Source organism: Pseudomonas sp. 43A (assembly GCF_013363935.1).
Taxonomy (GTDB): Bacteria; Pseudomonadota; Gammaproteobacteria; order Pseudomonadales; family Pseudomonadaceae; genus Aquipseudomonas; species Aquipseudomonas crudilactis.
The window spans coordinates 1,394,600-1,413,741 of record NZ_CP054880.1 but is presented as its reverse complement, the minus strand read 5'-3'; the positions used below and the strand labels follow the sequence as shown (position 1 = coordinate 1,413,741).

Here is a 19,142-nt window from a genome sequence, read left to right as displayed (position 1 = left end):
TGCTTTATACCAGAACCACCGGCCCAAACGAAAAAACGCGGCCTAGGCCGCGTTTTCCGTACAAGAAGAACGACTTAGTTTTTGGCTTTGTCGACGATCTTGTTGGCACCGATCCACGGCATCATGGAGCGCAGTTGCTCGCCGATGACTTCGATGCCGTGAGCGGCGTTGTTACGACGCTTGGCGGTCATCGAAGGGTAGCCGGTTGCGCCTTCGCTGATGAACATTTTGGCGTATTCGCCGTCCTGAATACGTTTCAGGGCGTTGCGCATAGCCTGACGGGATTCGGCGTTGATCACTTCCGGACCAGTCACGTACTCGCCGTACTCCGCGTTGTTGGAGATCGAGTAGTTCATGTTGGCGATACCGCCTTCGTACATGAGGTCAACGATCAACTTCAGTTCGTGCAGGCACTCGAAGTAAGCCATTTCCGGCGCGTAGCCAGCTTCAACCAGAGTTTCGAAACCGGCTTTGACCAGCTCAACGGTACCGCCGCACAGAACGGCTTGTTCGCCGAACAGGTCGGTTTCGGTTTCGTCCTTGAAGGTGGTTTCGATGATGCCGGTACGACCGCCACCAACGCCAGCAGCGTAGGACAGTGCAACGTTTTTGGCGTTGCCCGAGGCGTCCTGGTAGATCGCGATCAGGTCAGGGATACCGCCGCCTTTCACGAACTCGGAACGTACGGTGTGGCCCGGTGCTTTCGGCGCGATCATGATCACGTCGAGGTCGGCACGCGGAACAACCTGGTTGTAGTGGATCGCGAAGCCGTGGGAGAAGGCCAGGGTGGCGCCTTTCTTGATGTTCGGCTCGATTTCGTTCTTGTACAGAGAGGACTGGAACTCGTCCGGGGTCAGGATCATGACCAGGTCGGCAGCCGCAACAGCGGAAGCAACGTCGGTCACTTTCAGGCCGTGAGCTTCAGCTTTGGCAACAGTGGCCGAACCTTTACGCAGACCAACGGTAACGTCGACACCGGAGTCTTTCAGGTTGCACGCTTGGGCGTGGCCCTGGGAACCGTAACCGATGATGGCAACTTTCTTGCCCTGGATGATCGACAGGTCGCAGTCTTTATCGTAGAAAACTTTCATGAATTTCCCCTTTATATCCAGGCCGTTCAGGCCATTCGCTAATTTGGTTTAGATGCTGAGTACTTTGTCGCCGCGGGCAATGCCGGTCACGCCGCTACGGACGGTTTCCAGAATCGATGCGGTGCCGATGGACTGAATGAAGCTGTCGAGCTTGTCGCTGGTACCGGTCAGTTGAACGGTATACACGCTGGCACTGACATCGACGATCTGTCCACGGTAAATATCGGTGGTGCGTTTGATCTCGGCGCGCTGGGCGCCAGTGGCCTTGACCTTGACCAGCATCAGTTCGCGCTCGATGTGAGCGCTTTCCGACAGGTCCACCAGCTTGACCACTTCGATCAGCTTGTTCAGGTTTTTGGTGATCTGCTCGATGACTTCATCGTGGCCAACGGTGGTCAGCGTCAGACGCGACAGGGTCGGGTCTTCGGTCGGGGCCACGGTCAGGCTTTCGATGTTGTAGTTGCGCTGCGAGAACAGGCCGACTACGCGAGACAAAGCGCCGGGTTCGTTTTCCAGAAGCAAGGAAATAATGTGCCGCATGATTAAGTACGCTCCGTCTTGCTCAGCCACATATCGCGCATCGAGCCGTCTTTGATCTGCATCGGATAGACGTGCTCGCTGGTGTCGACCGAAATATCGATCACGACCAGGCGATCCTTCATGGCGAACGCTTCTGCCATCTTCGACTTCAAATCTTTCGATTCGGTGATGCGTACGCCAACGTGGCCGTAGGCTTCAGCCAACTTGACGAAGTCAGGCAGCGATTCCATGTAGGAGTGCGAGTGACGGCTGCCGTAGCTCATGTCCTGCCACTGACGCACCATCCCCAGAACACCGTTGTTCAGGATGACGATTTTCACTGGCAAGCCATATTGCAGGCAGGTCGACAGTTCCTGGATGTTCATCTGGATACTGCCTTCACCGGTGACGCAGGCAACGTCGTCATCCGGGAAGCTCAACTTGATGCCCATGGCCGCCGGGAAACCGAAGCCCATGGTGCCCAGACCGCCGGAGTTGATCCAGCGATTCGGCTTGTTGAACGTGTAGTACTGCGCCGCGAACATCTGGTGCTGGCCCACGTCGGAAGTGATGAAGGCATCGCCCTTGGTCACTTCGCAGAGGGTTTCGATCACGGTCTGCGGCTTGATCTTGCTGCCGTCGCCCTTTTCGTAAGGGAAAAGGCCGCGATCACCGCGCCATTCATCAACTTGCTTCCACCAACTGGCCACGGACTCCTTGTTCGGGGTCTCGCCGATTTCCTTGAGGATCGCAACCATTTCGGTCAGGACGCTCTCGACCGGACCAACGATTGGTACGTCGGCCTTGATGGTCTTGGAAATCGAAGCCGGGTCGATGTCGATGTGGATGATCTTGGCGTTCGGGCAGAACTTCGCCGCGCCGTTGATCACGCGATCGTCGAAACGCGCGCCGACCGCGAGGATCACGTCAGCATGGTGCATCGCCAGGTTGGCGGTGTAGCTGCCGTGCATGCCGAGCATGCCGATGAACTGACGATCAGTGCCAGGGAAACCACCCAGGCCCATCAAGGTGTTGGTCACTGGCAGGTTGAGCATTTTCGCCAGTTCAGTCAGCGGTGCGGAACCGTTGCCGAGGATCACGCCGCCACCGGAGTACATGACCGGACGCTTGGCCGCCAGGAGCATTTCTGCCGCCTTGCGGATTTGCCCGGAGTGACCGCGAACGGCCGGGCTGTAGGAACGCAGCTTGGCTTTCTTCGGGAAGATGTATTCGAACTTCTCGGCCGGGTTGGTCATGTCTTTCGGGATATCGACCACGACCGGGCCCGGACGACCGGATTGCGCCAGGTAGAAGGCCTTCTTCATGACTTCCGGGATTTCCGAAGCGTGCTTGATCATGAAGCTGTGCTTCACGATTGGCCGGGAGATACCGATCATGTCGGTTTCCTGAAACGCGTCGGTGCCGACCATGGTGCTTGGCACCTGACCGGAAATGATCACCATTGGAATCGAGTCCATATAGGCGGTCGCGATACCGGTAATGGCGTTTGTGGCGCCAGGACCGGACGTCACCAATACCACGCCGGCTTTACCGGTGGCACGGGCATAACCGTCAGCCATATGGGTTGCCGCTTGTTCGTGACGAACCAGAATGTGAGTCACTTCCGGTTCTTTGAACAGGGCATCGTAAACATGCAGGAGAGCACCACCCGGGTACCCGTAGATATATTTGACGCCTTCGTCACGCAAAAAGCGGACGAGCATCTCACCGCCAGATAAAAGCTCCACGTTGTTCACCTCTAAAACGCCAGAATACCGTCCACAAAAAAGGGGCGGGTCTTAATAGGTTTACTTCTCGGCAGAGCATGAGCGACGGTGGTCGCCGACTACGTCAGCACTGACTGAGCAAGTATTGGGATCGTCCCAAGTGTTGCGGGCCTTTCCCACCCAGCGCGAGGTAACGCGTTGCGGGTGTAACAGGTCGGCGCGGATGTGCGCCTCATGATCTACCGAGTGGGTCTGCTTCTGGCAGTCCCTCTACAGCGGACTTTGGATTCTTCTGTTTCGCCCTCTCCAAGTCAAGTCGTCTGTGAGGTTAATTGTGGGTAAGCACATGAGAACGCAAGAAAAAACCTGAAAACCGCTACTCTGTTAGTGTCAATTGCGCAATTTTGCCAAGGAATCAGCATGCGAACGCTCCTCCTAACACTGCTGATCGGCCTCAGCCCATGGTGCACGGCCGCTCAAATCTACAAATGGGTCGATGCCCAAGGCGTCACGCACTTCGATGCGCAGCCGCCACCGGGCCGGCCGTCGACGACCTTGCAAACGCCCTCCTCGCCCCCGCCAAAGCCTGCGGCAATGCCGGGCAGTGGCCCGCTCGGTGATCAGAAGGCTATTGATGACAAGGTGAAGAAGCAGATTGCGGATCAGCAGGCGCAGCTCAAACAGTTTTGTGAGCAGGCACGGACGAACCTTGCGCAGTTGCAGAACAATCCGCGATTGAGGGAAGAGGTCGAGGGACAGTTGCGAAGGCTGGATGATGCACAGCGGCAGGAGCGCATTGTCGAGGCGCAGAAACAGATAAGTGAAAACTGCCAGTAGCGACTGGCAGTTTCCAATTCAACGCGAGGCAGTGATCAGCAGGTCAAACTCTTTGAGCAGCACCTGAAGCTGACGATCCTTGCCCTGCAGGTTGCGCTGGGCGAAGACCATTTCAGCCATTTCCTGAATGCCCGAGGCGTTCGGCAACGGCAGATCCTGTTCGAGGATCATCTTCATCCGTGGCAGGAAGATCCATTGCAGCCACTGCTCGAAGTCCAGTGTATCGACCGAGAACGGCTCGACACTGCTCAGGGCTTCGGCCGACGGCTGCACCTCGTCCCACCAGCCTTGAGTACGCAGCTCACGCTCGATCAGCAGCAACTGATCGGCGATTTTCGGGAAACGGGCATCCATCACAGCGAAACCTTGGCCTTCTGACGGGCCTGAGCGGCGCCGGCCGAATCACCTTGTTTCTCACGAGACTGAGCGATGATTTCCCACAGACTGGCTTGCAGGTCCGGACGACCATTGGCCATGGTCAGCGCACGACGGGCGAACTGCTCGGCCTGCGGTGCATCGCCTTGAGCCATGCGTACCTGCGCCAGACGATAAAGCACTTGCGGCTCACGCGGTGCGACACGCTGGGCGCGCTCCAGGCTGGACGACGCACCGTTGAGGTCGCCGCCGGCCTGTTGCTGTTGCGCGGTGGTCAGCAAAGCGAGTACCGGGCCGTCCAGTTGCTCGTCGGCCGACAGACCGCCGCCACTGCTCGCCGAAGGAATGCCGCTCGGGGTCGACGGCATGCTGTAACTGCCAGTGTTGATCGGCGCCGACTCAACCGCTGAAGGGTTGTAAGGGCCTGGCGTGATACCTCCGGACGCAGGACCCGGCACGATCGGCGAAGAGCTGATCGGTGCAGAGGTTGTTGCGCCGCCACCCGGCACCATCACCACCACGCCGGTATCACCTTGCGGAATCGCCTGAGTCTGGCCCTGCGCAGGACGCTTGACCGTCGTTTGGCGGAAACCGCCATTGGCCGAAATACGTTCGCTGTTGGACACCGCAGTACCGGAGTCAACCACCGGAATCGAACCACGCTGTACGGTAGAGCAGCCGCTGAGCAAAGCCACGGCCGTCACCGCTGGAATCAACCACTTGTTCACTTGAAACCCTCTTTGCTTAATTCATCCAGCCCTTGACCCAATCCATCACCGACTCGCCGGAAGCGGGCGTTTCGCCCGCACACGCGGCGCCGGGTGGCGGTTCGCTGCCGCGAATATACGGCATCTGCACTGCCCCTGGGCAGTTGGCATCGGAGCCCTGTCCGGTACGCGAATCGACCCACGCCTGCACGACGTTGTCCGGCTGCGGCATGTCCAGCGGCAGCGGATCGGCCTTGCGCATGAAACTGGTCCACACCTGCAACGCACCAGTGGCACCGGTAAACGGTGTCTTGCCGTTATCGTCGCGTCCCAGCCACACCACCGCCAGCAGATCCTGACTGAAACCGGCGAACCAGCTGTCCCGGGAATCGTTACTCGTACCGGTCTTGCCCGCCAGCGTCAGAGTCTTGGGCAGCACGTTATAAACCGAGCTGCCGGTACCTTCACGCATCACGCGCTGCATGGCGTTCTGGATCAGATAAATGGACGCCGGATCGAAACGCTGCTCGATCTGGAACGGATAACGCTTGAGCGGCTCGCCCTCGGCGGTCAGCACGCTGCGAATACCGCGCATCGGCGTGTTGAAACCGCCGTTGGCGAGGGTCTGATACATGGTCGCGACTTCGATCGGGGTCATGCCGCCAGCACCCAGCAACATCGACGGGAACGCCGGGAACTCACGCGTTACGCCCAGACGACCGAGTGTTTTCAGCACATTCGGCACACCGACTTCCAGACCCAGACGCGAGGTCGACAGGTTGTAGGAATGCGCCAGGCCCTGATAGAGGAACACGGTGCCGTGTGAGCGGCGATCATAGTTCTGCGGCTTCCACACCTGACCGTTCGCGCCTTTGACCGACAACGGATCGTCGGACAGCCAACTGGTCAGGGTGTACTGGCTCGGTTTCTCCAGCGCGGTCAGATACACCGCCGGCTTGATCAACGAACCGATCGGCCGCACCGCATCCAGTGCGCGGTTGAACCCGGCATAACTGGCCTGACGGCTGCCGATCATCGCCTGGACTTCGCCGGTTTCCGGATTGGTCACGACCATCGCCGCTTCCACATCATCGGAGCCTTTGCGCCCGGACAGACGTTTAAAGGTGTCGTTGACCGACGCCTCGGCTTTCATCTGCAGGATCGGGTCGAAGCTGGTGAAAATGCGCAGACCTTCTTCGGTCAAGTCTTCGTCGCGATAGTCTTCACGCAACTGACGTTTGACCAGATCGATAAAGCCCGGGAACGAGCTGTCGGCGAGCTTGCCGCGCGTGGTCACGCCCAGCGGCATTTTCTTCGCCGCTTCGACCTGTTCGGCAGTCGCCACGCCTTGCTGCTCAAGCACGTCGAGCACCAGGTTACGCCGTTCCAGCGCACGCTCGGGATTACGACGCGGGTTGTAGTAGGACGGGCCTTTGACCATGCCGACCAGCAACGCCACCTGATGCAGTTTCAGCTCGGACAATGGCTGGCCGAAGAAGAACTGGCTGGCCAGACCAAAACCGTGCACCGCACGCTGACCGTCCTGGCCGACGAAGACTTCGTTGAGGTAAGCCTCAAGAATTTCCTTTTTGTCGTAATGCAGCTCCAGCAGCATCGCCATCATTGCTTCGGTGAGCTTGCGAGTCAGGCTGCGTTCGCTGGTCAGGTAGAAGTTTTTCACCAACTGCTGGGTCAGCGTACTGCCGCCCTGGGTCATCTTGCCGCCAGAGGTGTTAACCCAGACTGCGCGGGCAATCGACTTCGGCGACACGCCCCAGTGGCTGTAAAAATCACGGTCTTCGACAGCGACCAGAGTTTCGAGCAGATACGGCGGCACCTGATCGAGTTTGATCAGAATGCGGTCTTCGAGATTTTTCGGATAAATGCCGCCGATCATCAGCGGTTCAAGACGCACCACAGACAGTTTCGAACCGTTGGTCGCCGACAGCTCAGCCACATAATCGCCAGAGAAGCGCACGCGCACTGGCTGCGGTTTCTCCAGGCCTTCATAGAACTGGAAGCCGCGGGTATTCAGATCGACAGTATTGCCGCTGACGGCTGCGGCGCCGGGGCCATTGCTCACGGCTTCGCGGCGATAACCGAGGGCATCGAGTTCGGTAAGGAAATCGTCCTTGCTGAGTTTTTGTCCGACGAACAGCTCAAGCGGCCGTGCGTAGACCTTCGCCGGGATGGTCCAGCGCTTGCCGGAGAACTTCTCCTGCACCACGGCATCGAGGTAAACGGCGAAGCCGGCCAGCACCACAAGGCCGACCAGACTGAGTTTAATGGCCCAGCTCAACCACGGGCTAAGGCCCTTGGAGGGTGGTTTTTTCTTGGTACGGGGGGATCGAGTTCGAGTCATGGCGGCGGATTATACGCACTTTATTCATCCTCAACAGGAGCGCTCCGAGGTTTGCGTCAGGCTGGCGAGCGGCCATAATGGCGACCTCGAATTTCCCCCAGTCTCTGAAGGATCGCCCGTGAGCCAGTCACTGATCGCTGCCCTGCAAAACCCGGCCCTCTACCCGCACCCTGTCGAAGGGTTTCAGGTCATCGAAACGCATATCTCGTGGGTGATCCTCACCGGTCCGTTCGCTTATAAAGTGAAGAAGCCGGTGAATTTCGGCTTCCTCGACTTCACCGGCCTCGAGTCGCGCGCGCATTTCTGCGCTGAAGAGCTGCGTCTGAACCAGCGTCTGACTGACGATTTGTATCTGGAAGTGTTGCCAGTGACCGGCAGCGTTGAAGCACCGCAACTGGGTGGCGACGGCGTAGCGATCGAATACGTGCTGAAAATGCGCCAGTTCCCGCAGAGCGGTTTGCTCAGCACCTTGCAAGCCAATGGCGAGCTGACTACCCAGCACATCGATGAGATGGCCGAGCAGATCGCCCGCTTCCATCTCACCGCGCCAAAAGTCCCGGCCGAACACGATGCCGGCACCCCGGACAGTGTGATGGCGCCGGTCTCGCAAAACTTCGAGCAGATCCTGCCGTTCCTCAGCGACAAAAACGATCTGCTGCAACTCGACGCGCTGAAGGCCTGGGCTGAAAGCAGCTTCGAGCGTCTCAAGCCGCTGTTCGCAAAGCGCAAGGCCGACGGTTTCACCCGTGAATGCCACGGCGATATTCACTTGGGCAACGCCACCGTGATCGACGGCAAAGTGGTGATCTTCGACTGCATCGAGTTCAACGAACCCTTCCGCTTCACTGACGTGTGGGCTGACACCGGCTTCCTCGCGATGGACCTGGAAGACCGTGGCCTGAAGTCCCTGGCGCGCCGTTTCATCAGCCAGTATCTGGAGCTGACCGGCGACTATCAGGGCCTGGAAGTGCTGAACTTCTATAAAGCCTACCGTGCACTGGTGCGCGCCAAGGTTGCGCTCTTCAGCATGCCGGCGGACGCGACGCCGGTGCAGCGCGCCACCACCCTGCGCCAGTACCGCAACTACGCCAACCTGGCGGAAAGCTACAGCACCATTCCTTCGCGCTTCATGGCGATCACCCACGGCGTTTCCGCGGTCGGCAAGAGCCACGTGGCCATGCGTCTGGTCGAAGCACTGGGCGCCATTCGTCTGCGCTCGGACGTTGAGCGCAAGCGCCTGTTCGGTGAGCAAACCGTCGCCAACGACGTGCAGGCCGGTATTTACAGTGCCGACGCCAGCACCGCGACCTATGCGCGCCTGCATGAAATCGCTGAAGTGATCCTGCACGCCGGATTCCCGGTGGTCATTGACGCGACTTACCTCAAACGCGAACAGCGCGACAACGCGGCGAAGATCGCCGAAGCCACCGGCACACCGTTCCTGATCCTCGACTGCAACGCGCCGCAAGCGGTGATCGAGAGCTGGCTGGCGATTCGTCAGGCGGACAAACAGGATCCGTCCGACGCCACACTGGCCGTGATCGAAGCGCAGCAGGCCAACCGCGAAGCGCTGACACCGGAAGAAATTTTGCGCAGCAAACGCGTGCAGACCAATGAATCCGGCACCCTGGACACCGTGGTTGCGCAGATCCGTCAGCGCCTGCCAGGCCTGTAAGAAACTATTTCGGCCGTGAAGCCCTCGCTTGCTTCACGGCCGTCAAATAGTGGCACTATACTGGCGTCATAAAACCAACGGTGATATGACATGAGCCAGCCGAAACTTCTCGACACCCCGCTGTATGCCTTGCTGCACAAAGACGACATCACAGGCTTCAACAAAGAGCGCCCGCAAGATGGCCCGATCGACATGGTCGGTGGCGATTTTCGCGGTCTGGATTTGCGTGAACTGAATGCCGATGGCGTGGATTTCCGGGACGCGTACTTCCGTTCCGCCGATTTGCGTGGCATCGATTTTCGCAATGCATCGCTGGAAGGTGCAAGCCTGGCCCACGCACAGATTTCCGGGGCGTATTTCCCGCCGGAGTTGAGTGCTGATGAGATTCTGATGTCGATGAATTTCGGTACGCGGTTGCGTTATCGCACTCGCTGACAGGCATATCCCTCGTTGACACGACGCCTCCCCTGTAGGAGTGAGCCTGCTCGCGATAGCGGTTCAACATTCAACAAGCATGTTGCCCGTCAGTCCATCATCGCGAGCAGGCTCACTCCTACATTGATATGTGTTTTTCCCCTTCTTTCTGCGTTCGCAGGCCGTTCAAGCGCCCTTTCTTAGAAGCGTTTGCGTTGAATCCGACCAAACAACCACGCTTTTCCTACTGATGGCTACACTCCTGAGAAGCTCGCCAACGCACCATTCGGCCGTCGCAAGGAGGCTTGATGAATGATGAACTGCAACACTTGAAGAATCTTGGCAAGACGTCGGCGCAATGGCTGCATGCCGTGGGCATCCACAGCGCCTCGGACTTGCGTCGCCTGGGCGCGGTGGACGCCTACCGGGCCGTGCGTACCCGCGGGTTTCGTGCATCGAAGGTGTTGCTGTATGCAATCGAGGGCGCGTTGATGGACGTGCATTGGAACGACATTCCCGCTGAGCGCAAGGACGCTCTGAACAAGCAACTCGAAGCCATTTCCTCGCGCCACAAAAACTGAACGGGCATTGACCGTCATGTATTTATTGGGGGAACAATCGGCGTACGCCGATGCCATGATCAACCGTTTGCAGAGTTTGCCCGCGCTGTGGCTGCTCGATCTGACGCCTTGCGGCCCGCCCCTGGAGCTGCAGGCAACGGATGATTTACTGATGCAACTACCCGCTGATCAGTTGTTTCTGCTGAATGACGGTGTGATCAACGGCTACATCGGAAGCCGCCCACTGTTTTATTGGCAGGAGGGCGATGTGATCGGCCTTCAGCAGGGTGACGACTGGGCGGATTGCCGCTTATGCAGTGAGGGTACGTTGCGCCTGACACCCTATCGACGTCCGGAGGTCTTGCGGCATTTGTTTGCTGACTCTCGTCGGGCAGAGCAGTTTCTCGAGTACCTGCTGGGGCAAGCGGCGATCCTCGCCCATGCTGTCGCGGAACTGAAACCGCGCGAGTTTCGCAGCACCAATGGCTTCAAACGGGTCGAGGTGGGTGAAATCCTGATCAATCAGGGTGACGCGGCTGATCACGTGTTCGTGATCATCGACGGCCATGCTGAAGCTTTTGTGGATGGGCACAAGGTTGGAGACGTGGCCAAGGACGAGATTTTCGGGGCCATGGCCGTGTTTACCGGCGAGCCGCGCAATGCCACGGTCATTGCCCGGGAGCCAAGCACTGTGATGCTGATTCCCGGTGAGCAATTCTTGAGCATGACCCGCACCAATCCGAAGATCGCACACAGCCTGATCGAGAGCATGGCGCGACGGATCGGCCAACTGAACAAGCAAGTCACCCAATTGAGCGCAACCAAAAGCTGACGCCACGTCCTTTGTTTCCGGGCCATTACGGCCATTTCCAAGACTAAATCAAAGAAATGAGAAAACAGTTGTTGACGCGCTAATGAGAATCGCTATGATTATCACAACTGGTCGCGAGATCAGTCGATATTCTGAAAAGCCCTTGGTTCGGACTCTCAGATTATCTCCTCATCAGGCTAATCACGGTTATTTGACCCGGTTTTTACCGGGTCTTTTTTTGCCTGCGGAAAAGTCATTTGCCGAACTGTTTGCGCATCTGCTCGCAGTAATCCTGTTTTGGTGTTGCAGGCGTATACCAAACGTAATCGGCCATCGCGGCGGTCACTTCGCCGCCCTGCTCTGCCAGCATCAGCACTGTCGGAGACTCAATGGCGCCCAAATCCACAACATGCTGCGGCACGCCGACGTCCTTGCGCGCATGCCACGCGCCGGTCAGCAAGATTGAAGGTGTGGGAGCCGCCAACAGACGCTCAGCCATACGCCGATCACGTTGTTGCTGAACGGCCAGCATCGCCGGCATCTGTGATTCGGGCAGTAAACCGCAGTGAGATTCAGCGATCTGTTCCAGCAGCGTTTCTTTCACCGACGGCGCGTTACTCTGCGCACCGTTCAGAACCGGAGGATTGCGGTAAAAGGCGCGGATTTCGCTGTTTTCAAGATTGGCCGCCAGCAGCGGATAAGTTTGCGTGAGGGCGAAACGAATGATCGGACCATAAAGATTCCAGTTCCAGCCATCCTGCCAGGCCAGCGTTTCAGGAAGACCGGACGGCGGCGATGCCTCCTGGCGAACGGCATCAACTTTTGGCTGCTGGTCCGGCGTCAACATTTCCAGCAACAGACTGCCTTGCGGGCGTTGTTCGCCGAGTGCGCGCAACAGCCATAACTGCGCGACATGATGATCGGCATTGTCATGCTGCTCGCCAATGATCAACCGCTCCGGCGCAGCAAGACGCACTAACAGTTGCTGCGCCGTCAGCACCTCACCGCTGCGCAGATCGCGAATCTCGCCATTGATCGGCGGTGGCGCAACCCCATGCTGACACCCCGCAAGCCACACCACCGCCAACAGCCACAAGCCACGCATGCAATCACCTCGATGATTCGATCAGCGGGCAATGATCAGCGGATGCCCACGCTCCGGATGCGGCTGCACCAAGACTTCGAGACCGAACACGGCTTTCAGCGAGTCCGGCCGCAGCACCTGCTCCGGCGTATCCAGAGCCACCGGACGCCCGCCTTCAAGCAGCAGAATGCGATCACAATAACGCGCCGCCAGATTCAAATCATGCAGGATGACCAAGACCGCTGCGCCACGATCAGCGAACTCGCGCACCGCTTGCAACGTCGTGTGTTGATGCAGTGGATCAAGCATCGACGTTGGCTCATCCAGCAGCAACGTCTGCCCGACCTGTCCCGGCCAGAGTTGTGCCAGCACTCGTGCCAGATGAACGCGCTGACGTTCGCCGCCAGACAGTGCCAGATAGCTTCGCCCGCTCAGATGCCCGGCATCGGCTGCCGTCAGAGCCGCTGCGATAATTTCGTCATCACGCACCTGGCCGGTTTGATAAGGCAAGCGGCCCATGCCGACCACTTCTTCAACGCGAAAAGCGAAGTCCAGAGTCGACACCTGCGGCAGTACTGCCAGACGCTGGGCACGCTGCGTGCCTGTCCAACGCCCCAACGCCTCACCCTCCAGGGAAACCTCGCCTTCACTCGCGGTCAGCTCACCGCACAGTGCGCCAAGCAATGTGCTTTTGCCGGCACCGTTCGGCCCAAGCACACCGAGCACTTCGCCCGGCTCAAGTTGCAGGTTTACGCCGTTCAGCACCGTTTTGCGGCCGCGCTGGATGTGCAAATTGTGCGCACGCAACATCAGGCACGCCCTCGCAACAGCAGATAAAGGAAGAACGGCGCGCCGATAAACGCGGTGACGATACCGATCGGCAACTCCGCCGGAGCCAGCGCCAACCGCGCGACCAGATCAGCCAGCAGCAACAGGCTCGCCCCCGCCAGCACCGAGGCCGGCAGCAACACTTTGTGGTCCGGCCCCGCCAGCAAGCGCACCAGATGTGGCACCACCAGCCCGACAAAACCGATCATCCCGGCTGCCGCCACCGCCGCGCCAACACCCAGCGCCGTGCAGAACACCAGCTCACGCTTGAGCCGTTCGACATCGATTCCCAAATGCCCGGCCTCGGATTCCCCGAGCAGCAAGGCATTCAGCGCTTTGGCCCGACGCGGTAACCATAGCGCGACACCCGCGCTGATGATCAGCAACGGCCAGAGCCGCGAGTAACTGGCGCCATTGAGGCTGCCGAGGTTCCAGAAGGTCAGAGTACGCAGCGTTGCGTCGTCCGCCAAATACGTGAACAGCCCCACCGCCGAACTGGCCAGCGCCGTCAGCGCGATGCCTGCCAACAGCATGGTCGCGACATTGGTCTGGCCGTTACGGCGGCCGAGTCGATAGACCAGCGCTGTCACTCCCAGTCCGCCGAGAAACGCGCAGGCCGACAACAGATAAGGCCCGAACCATTCCGGCAAGCCGCCAAAGAACGAGCCACCGACAATTGCAATTGCTGCACCCAGTGCCGCGCCGCTGGAAACACCCACCAGCCCCGGATCCGCCAGTGGATTGCGAAACAGCCCCTGCATTGCCACGCCGGATAACGCCAGCACGCCGCCCACCGCCAGCCCGAGCAAAGTACGCGGCAAACGAATCTGCCCGAGGATCAGTTCAGCCTGCTCCAGACCATCCGGCGCCAGCGGCACGCCAAGCATGCGCAATGCTGCACGCAAGGTGTCGAACAGCGGCAGGCTGACCGGCCCCAACGCCAACGACAGCCAGATCGCCAATACACACAGGAGCGTCAGGCCAATGAACAAGCCACGGGGTTTTACCAGTGTGGTCATTGGCCGCCCTTGGCCGGGTAGAAACCGTCAGACAGGGTTTTCAGCGCTGCCGGCAGACGCGGCCCGAGGCCACCGACCAACAAGGTCGGATCAAGCTCCAGTACACGCCCGGCCTTGGCCGCGCGACTTGAATCGAGAATCGGATTTTCCTTGAACAGCGCGGCTTTCGCCGCGTCACCGGTCAACGCACGGTCGGCGAATACCAGCACTTCAGGATCGAGGCTGGCGAGAGATTCCACGGAGAACGGTTTGTAACCGGTGTGCGTCGCCAAATTGTGCCCGCCGGCCTGTTGCAACAGCCAGTCCGCGGCAGTGTCTTTGCCAGCGATCAAAGGCTTGCCGCCCGCGTGGCCGAGCAGCAAAAGCACACCCGGTGCTTTCTGTTTGGCTTGTGCGTCGGTGACTCGCACCTTCTGCGCATCGAGCTGCTGTTGATAAGTTTGCAGCAACTGCGCAGCCTTCGGCTCGGCGCCAAGTAACTGGCCCAAGTGGGTGACGTTTTTCTCCAGCGTCGGCAGATCCGGCTGCGCCGAAAATAATTCCACCTGTACCTTGGCTGCCTTGACCTGAGACAGAACCGGTGGCGGCCCCATTTCTTCTGTGCCGATCAAAATGTCCGGACGCAGGCTGAGAATGCCTTCGGCCGAGAGGCTGCGCTGATAGCCAATGCTCGGCAGCGCCTTCAACGATTCCGGATGCTGACTGGTGGTATCGACACCAACCAGTTTTGATTCGCCGCCCAACGCACTGACCCACTCCGACAGCGCACCGCCGGCACTGACCCAACGTTGCGGCAAATCAGCCGCTGCAGCCTGGTGGCTGACCAAAAGTCCGACACACAGCGCGGCAACGCGGGTACTCAGGCGCATACACAGCTTCCTTGAATAAGGTTTTTCCCGGGCATCTGGATGACAGGCCAAGTATCCTCGACATCTGCCAGACGCCTGCGGGCGAAGGCCGCCATTTGATAATTGTTTGCATTTAAACGTCAAGCTCGGACATATCCGGACACGAGCAGACACTAGAGGATAGCCATGAAGTTTCTCTGCGCTGGCGCCGATCTGGGCGAAGCGAAAAGCCGTGGGTTCGAGATCGACGGCAACAAGCTGTTCGCCGTGCGCCGCAGCGGCCAGGCCTACGTCTACCTCAATCGCTGCCCGCACCGGGGCGTGGGGCTGGAATGGCAACCCGACCGGTTTCTCGACCCGAGCAACAGCCTGATCCAGTGCGCCACCCACGGCGCACTGTTTCTGATCGAGGACGGTGAATGCGTCGCCGGCCCCTGCGCCGGCCAATCACTCACCGCCATCCCTTGCCGCGAAGACGCCCAAGGTCTGTGGATCGATGTTTAACCGTTGAGCAATACGTCGAGACGCCGGTCGATGACCATTTCTTCATGGTCCAGTCGCACGCCATACGCCAGCACCTCAACGCCGCAGGCCACTGCTTCGAGAAGCGCGTCGGCGTAAGCCGAATCGATTTCCTTCGCCGGCCGCACGGCTTCAATCCCGGTCAGATTGACGCAATACAACTGCACCGCCCGAATTCCGTCCCGCGCCAAATGTGCCAGCTCACGCAAATGCTTGGCACCGCGCTGGGTCACGGCATCGGGAAACGCCGCCACTGCGCTGCCGTCAAAACCGAGGGTGACGCTTTTCACCTCTACATACGCCGGGCCACTGGGGTATTCGAGGCGGAAATCGATACGGCTCTTTTCCTGCCCATAGGCGACTTCACGTTTCAACGCGCTAAAGCCGTTCAACTCAGTGATAACGCCAGCCTGCAATGCCTCTTCAACCAAACCGTTGGCCCGTGCGGTATTCACGCAGAACAAGCGGCCCTGCGGCGTCTCGCCGATTTCCCAGGTGCCAGGCAATTTTCGTTTCGGATCATTCGAGCGACTGAACCAGACCTGTCCACCCTCAACCTGACAATTGAGCATCGAACCCGTGTTCGGGCAGTGAATGGTCAGCAACTCGCCGCTAACGGTCTCGATATCGGCGAGAAATCGCTTGTAACGACGGATCAGGCGCGCTTCCTCAAGTTCTGGATAAAAGCGCATCAGCCTTGCCAGCTCTTCAAGCCACGGGCGATTCGCTCCACCGCTTGCTGTAAGCGAGGGAGGTTTTGCGTGTAGGCAAAACGCACATGATGGCTGGCCTGATAGCGACCAAAATCCAGCCCCGGCGTGAAGGCTACGTGCTCGGTTTCAAGGAAATGTCGGCAGAACGCGAAGGCATCGCCGCCGAACTGGCTGATATCGGCGTACAAATAGAACGCGCCTTCAGGCTCGACGGCGATGTTGAAACCCAGTTCACGTAACGCCGGCAGCAGGAAATCGCGACGACGACCGAACTCGGCGCGGCGCTCTTCAAGAATCGCGATAGTGTCCGGTTCGAAGCAGGCCAATGCCGCGTATTGGGCCATGCTTGGTGCACTGATGTAGAGGTTCTGCGCCAGTTTCTCCAACTCGCTGACGGCCGCATCCGGCGCCACCAGCCAGCCAAGCCGCCACCCGGTCATACCGAAATACTTGGAGAAACTGTTCAACACGAAAGCACTGTCATCGACTTCCAGCACGCTGGCGGCATCGGTGCCGTAAGTCAGGCCGTGGTAGATCTCGTCCACCACCAGATGCCCGTGCCTGGCCTTGATGGCTGTTGATAACCCGGCCAGTTCGTCGCGGGTCAGGATGGTGCCGGTCGGATTGGCTGGAGACGCAACCAAAGCGCCAACACTGTCGTGATCCCAATGACGCTCGACCAGATCCGGGGTCAGTTGATAGCGCACGTCCGGGCCAACTGGCACCAACTGCGCTGCGCCTTCGACCAAGCGCAGGAAGTGCCGGTTACACGGATAACCGGGATCCGCCAGCAACCAGTGTTTACCCGGATCGACCAGCAAAGCGCTGGCCAGCAACAGCGCACCGGAACCGCCCGGGGTGATCAGAATCCGCCGTGGATCGATGTTCAAGCCATAACGCGATTGATAAAACCCGGCAATCGCCTCGCGCAGCTCGGGAATGCCCCGTGCGGCGGTATAACGGGTCTTGCCCGCCGTCAGCGCTGCCTGCCCCGCGCGGATGATCGGCTCGGCAGTGGTGAAGTCCGGCTCGCCGATTTCCAGATGGATCACGTCGTGACCTTCAGCCTGCAATTCATTGGCCCGCGCCAGCAGCGCCATGACATGGAACGGTTCGATCGCACGACTGCGCGCACTGTAGGGCTGAGCCATTGGTTTTCCTTCGGCAGGGAAAAAGAGACGATTCTACCCATCTGCCGGAACGAGCGAGAACCCGTAGCGGTCACAGCCTCAAGAACGCTGGACTGTAACGATATGAGCGTACGCTCCAGGATTGACTAAAATCAGTGATTGAACAGGTCTTCAACACCACCAGACACAGCTTGCCAAACATTTGCAAGCGCCACCCGCCGGGGCCTCGACATCCGGGAGTAGCGCAGGCCGATTTGATCTGGTAAGTTCGCCCGCTTGCAGCCGCAGGGCCGGCAGGTGTCGGTGATGGAGCAATCCTGCGCAATGGATTACAAGAGTAGAGGCGGTCCATTTCATGCCCACCCAAGCAAAGCAACAGCAGAATCAGACGATCAGCGGTTTCGAACCTTATGTTCCGGCAAAAGGTGAGGAGTACATGGGCGCCCCAATGCGCGCGCACTTCACCAAGGTTCTGAACAAGTGGAAACAGGAGTTGATGCAGGAAGTCGACCGCACCGTTGACCACATGAAGGACGAAGCTGCCAATTTCCCGGACCCGGCCGACCGTGCCAGCCAGGAAGAAGAATTCGCCCTCGAGCTGCGCGCCCGCGACCGCGAACGTAAGCTGATCAAGAAAATCGACAAGACACTGCAACTGATCGAAGACGAAGAGTACGGTTGGTGTGATTCGTGCGGCGTCGAAATTGGCGTAAAACGCCTCGAAGCACGCCCTACAGCCGACATGTGCGTCGACTGCAAGACACTGGCGGAAATCAAGGAAAAGCAGGTCGGCAAGTAATCTCGACCTGAACGAAAAACGGAGCGTGCGAACGCTCCGTTTTTGTTTCTGCCTTTTGCCTTTGTGGGAGCGAGCTTGCTCGCGAAGGCGCCGGATCAGACAATTTAATGCTGAATGACACACCGCTTTCGCGAGCAAGCTCGCTCCCACAGGTGTTGTGTACACGCGCTGAAAAAGTACTATCGCATTCATGACTGCCAAAACATCCCCCGCCTACATCGGCCGCTTCGCCCCAACCCCCAGTGGCCACTTGCACTTCGGTTCGCTGTTCGCCGCCCTCGCCTCCTACCTCGACGCCCGTTCGGTCGGCGGCCGCTGGCTGGTGCGCATGGAAGACCTCGATCCGCCCCGCGAAGAACCCGGTGCTCAGGTGGCGATCCTCAAGGCGCTGGAAAGTTACGGCTTTGAATGGGACGGCGACATGGTGCGCCAGAGCAATCGGCACGATGCTTACGCCGAAGTGCTCAACAGCCTGTTCAATCACGGTCTGGCCTATGCCTGCACCTGCTCGCGCAAACAGCTCGAACCGTACGACGGGATTTATCCGGGCCTGTGCCGCAATGTCGGCCACGATCAGCAGGACGCGGCGATCCGTCTACGCGTGCCCGAACTGGAATACCACTTCATCGACCGCATACAGGGCGAATACCGTCAGCATCTGGGCCGCGACGTCGGTGATTTCGTGATCCGCCGCCGCGACGGTCTCTACGCCTATCAACTGGCCGTGGTGCTCGACGATGCCTGGCAAGGCATCACCGACATCGTCCGTGGTGCCGACCTGCTCGACTCGACGCCGCGTCAACTCTATCTGCAAGAATTGCTGGGCTTGCGTCAACCGCGCTACCTGCACCTGCCGCTGATTACCCAACCGGACGGCAACAAGCTCGGCAAGTCCTACCGTTCGCCACCGCTGGAGGCCGATCAGGCCACGCCGTTGCTGCTGCGAGCCCTGCGCGCGCTGGGGCAAAAGCCTGGCGCCGAACTGGCCTACGCCTCGCCGCAAGAGTTGCTCAAGTGGGGCTCCGCGCACTGGGATGCCACCAGGATCCCGCGCACACTGACCCTGCCCGAGGCGCAACTGCTGTGACGACACTTGCAGTCGCGCGCCCATCCGTTACCAT

General features: G+C 59.3%; 20 protein-coding genes. 8 read left to right on the top strand and 12 right to left on the bottom strand.

Annotated features, from left to right (window positions below; genetic code table 11):
• Positions 1-74: 74 nt before the first annotated feature.
• The 3 genes from ilvC to HUW52_RS06250 are packed head-to-tail and all read right to left on the bottom strand — an operon-like array spanning position 75 to position 3,358.
• Complete coding sequence (gene ilvC, locus HUW52_RS06260; protein WP_007909969.1) at positions 75-1,091, bottom strand: ketol-acid reductoisomerase; 1,017 nt, start codon at positions 1,089-1,091, stop codon at positions 75-77.
• A gap of 48 nt (positions 1,092-1,139) precedes the next feature.
• On the bottom strand, positions 1,140-1,631 hold the full coding sequence (gene ilvN, locus HUW52_RS06255; protein WP_003176102.1) for an acetolactate synthase small subunit: 492 nt from the start codon (positions 1,629-1,631) through the stop codon (positions 1,140-1,142).
• 2 nt (positions 1,632-1,633) lie between these two features.
• The gene (locus tag HUW52_RS06250; protein ID WP_026000476.1) at positions 1,634-3,358 is read right to left on the bottom strand and encodes an acetolactate synthase 3 large subunit; all 1,725 of its coding nucleotides are present in this window, start codon (positions 3,356-3,358) and stop codon (positions 1,634-1,636) included.
• Positions 3,359-3,757: 399 nt separating this feature from the next.
• On the opposite strand from HUW52_RS06250, the gene HUW52_RS06245 reads away from it, so the two are divergent.
• Positions 3,758-4,174 (top strand): DUF4124 domain-containing protein, encoded by a 417-nt coding sequence (locus HUW52_RS06245; RefSeq protein ID WP_175553201.1) that lies wholly within the window; start codon positions 3,758-3,760, stop codon positions 4,172-4,174.
• An 18-nt stretch (positions 4,175-4,192) separates the two neighbouring features.
• Here the strand turns inward: HUW52_RS06245 and HUW52_RS06240 are convergent, their stop codons facing one another.
• Genes HUW52_RS06240 through mrcB form a run of 3 tightly spaced genes read right to left on the bottom strand, consistent with a single transcriptional unit; the run spans position 4,193 to position 7,618 of the window.
• Positions 4,193-4,528, bottom strand: a complete 336-nt coding sequence (locus tag HUW52_RS06240; protein ID WP_077574549.1) for a YqcC family protein — start codon at positions 4,526-4,528, stop codon at positions 4,193-4,195.
• On the bottom strand, positions 4,528-5,277 hold the full coding sequence (locus HUW52_RS06235) for a hypothetical protein (protein ID WP_016983481.1): 750 nt from the start codon (positions 5,275-5,277) through the stop codon (positions 4,528-4,530). Before HUW52_RS06235 ends, HUW52_RS06240 begins: the two co-directional genes overlap by 1 nt.
• A gap of 16 nt (positions 5,278-5,293) precedes the next feature.
• Positions 5,294-7,618, bottom strand: a complete 2,325-nt coding sequence (gene mrcB, locus HUW52_RS06230; protein WP_175553200.1) for a penicillin-binding protein 1B — start codon at positions 7,616-7,618, stop codon at positions 5,294-5,296.
• A 118-nt stretch (positions 7,619-7,736) separates the two neighbouring features.
• Here mrcB and HUW52_RS06225 point away from each other — a divergent pair, with 118 nt between their 5' ends.
• The 4 genes from HUW52_RS06225 (at position 7,737) to HUW52_RS06210 (ending at position 11,099) form a co-directional block, all read left to right on the top strand.
• The gene (locus HUW52_RS06225) at positions 7,737-9,293 is read left to right on the top strand and encodes a bifunctional aminoglycoside phosphotransferase/ATP-binding protein (RefSeq protein WP_175553199.1); all 1,557 of its coding nucleotides are present in this window, start codon (positions 7,737-7,739) and stop codon (positions 9,291-9,293) included.
• Positions 9,294-9,383: 90 nt separating this feature from the next.
• Positions 9,384-9,728 carry a pentapeptide repeat-containing protein gene (locus tag HUW52_RS06220; protein ID WP_007909940.1) on the top strand — a complete coding sequence of 115 codons (345 nt, stop codon included), beginning with the start codon at positions 9,384-9,386 and terminating at the stop codon, positions 9,726-9,728.
• A 287-nt stretch (positions 9,729-10,015) separates the two neighbouring features.
• Positions 10,016-10,288 (top strand): TfoX/Sxy family protein, encoded by a 273-nt coding sequence (locus HUW52_RS06215; protein WP_003228231.1) that lies wholly within the window; start codon positions 10,016-10,018, stop codon positions 10,286-10,288.
• A gap of 16 nt (positions 10,289-10,304) precedes the next feature.
• The gene (locus HUW52_RS06210) at positions 10,305-11,099 is read left to right on the top strand and encodes a Crp/Fnr family transcriptional regulator (RefSeq protein WP_175555646.1); all 795 of its coding nucleotides are present in this window, start codon (positions 10,305-10,307) and stop codon (positions 11,097-11,099) included.
• A 232-nt stretch (positions 11,100-11,331) separates the two neighbouring features.
• On the opposite strand, the gene HUW52_RS06205 is transcribed toward HUW52_RS06210, so the two are convergent.
• The 4 genes from HUW52_RS06205 to HUW52_RS06190 are packed head-to-tail and all read right to left on the bottom strand — an operon-like array spanning position 11,332 to position 14,878.
• Positions 11,332-12,183, bottom strand: coding sequence for a ChaN family lipoprotein (locus HUW52_RS06205; protein ID WP_175553198.1), 852 nt, complete (start codon positions 12,181-12,183; stop codon positions 11,332-11,334).
• Positions 12,184-12,204: 21 nt separating this feature from the next.
• Positions 12,205-12,972, bottom strand: coding sequence for a heme ABC transporter ATP-binding protein (locus tag HUW52_RS06200; protein WP_175553197.1), 768 nt, complete (start codon positions 12,970-12,972; stop codon positions 12,205-12,207).
• On the bottom strand, positions 12,972-14,009 hold the full coding sequence (locus HUW52_RS06195) for an iron ABC transporter permease (RefSeq protein WP_175553196.1): 1,038 nt from the start codon (positions 14,007-14,009) through the stop codon (positions 12,972-12,974). The genes HUW52_RS06200 and HUW52_RS06195 overlap by 1 nt, the downstream gene beginning before the upstream one ends.
• Positions 14,006-14,878 (bottom strand): hemin ABC transporter substrate-binding protein, encoded by an 873-nt coding sequence (locus HUW52_RS06190; protein WP_016983487.1) that lies wholly within the window; start codon positions 14,876-14,878, stop codon positions 14,006-14,008. Before HUW52_RS06190 ends, HUW52_RS06195 begins: the two co-directional genes overlap by 4 nt.
• A gap of 165 nt (positions 14,879-15,043) precedes the next feature.
• Here HUW52_RS06190 and HUW52_RS06185 point away from each other — a divergent pair, with 165 nt between their 5' ends.
• A complete protein-coding gene (locus HUW52_RS06185; RefSeq protein WP_175553195.1) occupies positions 15,044-15,361 on the top strand; it encodes a Rieske (2Fe-2S) protein in 318 nt (105 codons plus the stop codon).
• On the opposite strand, the gene sfsA is transcribed toward HUW52_RS06185, so the two are convergent.
• Together sfsA and HUW52_RS06175 are read right to left on the bottom strand one after the other, a co-directional pair.
• Positions 15,358-16,071: a DNA/RNA nuclease SfsA gene (sfsA, locus tag HUW52_RS06180; protein ID WP_175553194.1), complete on the bottom strand. Its 714-nt coding sequence runs from the start codon at positions 16,069-16,071 to the stop codon at positions 15,358-15,360. The two genes, HUW52_RS06185 and sfsA, sit on opposite strands and share 4 nt — an antisense overlap.
• Positions 16,071-17,243, bottom strand: a complete 1,173-nt coding sequence (locus HUW52_RS06175) for a pyridoxal phosphate-dependent aminotransferase (protein WP_016983490.1) — start codon at positions 17,241-17,243, stop codon at positions 16,071-16,073. Before HUW52_RS06175 ends, sfsA begins: the two co-directional genes overlap by 1 nt.
• A 334-nt stretch (positions 17,244-17,577) precedes the next feature.
• Here HUW52_RS06175 and dksA point away from each other — a divergent pair, with 334 nt between their 5' ends.
• Together dksA and gluQRS are read left to right on the top strand one after the other, a co-directional pair.
• Positions 17,578-18,021: an RNA polymerase-binding protein DksA gene (dksA, locus tag HUW52_RS06170; protein WP_008080850.1), complete on the top strand. Its 444-nt coding sequence runs from the start codon at positions 17,578-17,580 to the stop codon at positions 18,019-18,021.
• A gap of 190 nt (positions 18,022-18,211) precedes the next feature.
• A complete protein-coding gene (gene gluQRS / locus HUW52_RS06165) occupies positions 18,212-19,108 on the top strand; it encodes a tRNA glutamyl-Q(34) synthetase GluQRS (protein WP_175553193.1) in 897 nt (298 codons plus the stop codon).
• The last annotated feature ends 34 nt before the right edge of the window (positions 19,109-19,142 follow it).

Coding starts and splice junctions, on each gene's coding strand:
- ilvC (WP_007909969.1), bottom strand. CDS start 1,091: ATGAAAGTTTTCTACGATAAAGACTGCGACCTGTCGATCATCCAGGGC.
- ilvN (WP_003176102.1), bottom strand. CDS start 1,631: ATGCGGCACATTATTTCCTTGCTTCTGGAAAACGAACCCGGCGCTTTG.
- HUW52_RS06245 (WP_175553201.1), top strand. CDS start 3,758: ATGCGAACGCTCCTCCTAACACTGCTGATCGGCCTCAGCCCATGGTGC.
- HUW52_RS06240 (WP_077574549.1), bottom strand. CDS start 4,528: ATGGATGCCCGTTTCCCGAAAATCGCCGATCAGTTGCTGCTGATCGAG.
- mrcB (WP_175553200.1), bottom strand. CDS start 7,618: ATGACTCGAACTCGATCCCCCCGTACCAAGAAAAAACCACCCTCCAAG.
- HUW52_RS06220 (WP_007909940.1), top strand. CDS start 9,384: ATGAGCCAGCCGAAACTTCTCGACACCCCGCTGTATGCCTTGCTGCAC.
- HUW52_RS06215 (WP_003228231.1), top strand. CDS start 10,016: ATGAATGATGAACTGCAACACTTGAAGAATCTTGGCAAGACGTCGGCG.
- HUW52_RS06210 (WP_175555646.1), top strand. CDS start 10,305: ATGTATTTATTGGGGGAACAATCGGCGTACGCCGATGCCATGATCAAC.
- HUW52_RS06205 (WP_175553198.1), bottom strand. CDS start 12,183: ATGCGTGGCTTGTGGCTGTTGGCGGTGGTGTGGCTTGCGGGGTGTCAG.
- HUW52_RS06200 (WP_175553197.1), bottom strand. CDS start 12,972: ATGTTGCGTGCGCACAATTTGCACATCCAGCGCGGCCGCAAAACGGTG.
- HUW52_RS06195 (WP_175553196.1), bottom strand. CDS start 14,009: ATGACCACACTGGTAAAACCCCGTGGCTTGTTCATTGGCCTGACGCTC.
- HUW52_RS06190 (WP_016983487.1), bottom strand. CDS start 14,878: ATGCGCCTGAGTACCCGCGTTGCCGCGCTGTGTGTCGGACTTTTGGTC.
- HUW52_RS06185 (WP_175553195.1), top strand. CDS start 15,044: ATGAAGTTTCTCTGCGCTGGCGCCGATCTGGGCGAAGCGAAAAGCCGT.
- sfsA (WP_175553194.1), bottom strand. CDS start 16,071: ATGCGCTTTTATCCAGAACTTGAGGAAGCGCGCCTGATCCGTCGTTAC.
- HUW52_RS06175 (WP_016983490.1), bottom strand. CDS start 17,243: ATGGCTCAGCCCTACAGTGCGCGCAGTCGTGCGATCGAACCGTTCCAT.
- dksA (WP_008080850.1), top strand. CDS start 17,578: ATGCCCACCCAAGCAAAGCAACAGCAGAATCAGACGATCAGCGGTTTC.
- gluQRS (WP_175553193.1), top strand. CDS start 18,212: ATGACTGCCAAAACATCCCCCGCCTACATCGGCCGCTTCGCCCCAACC.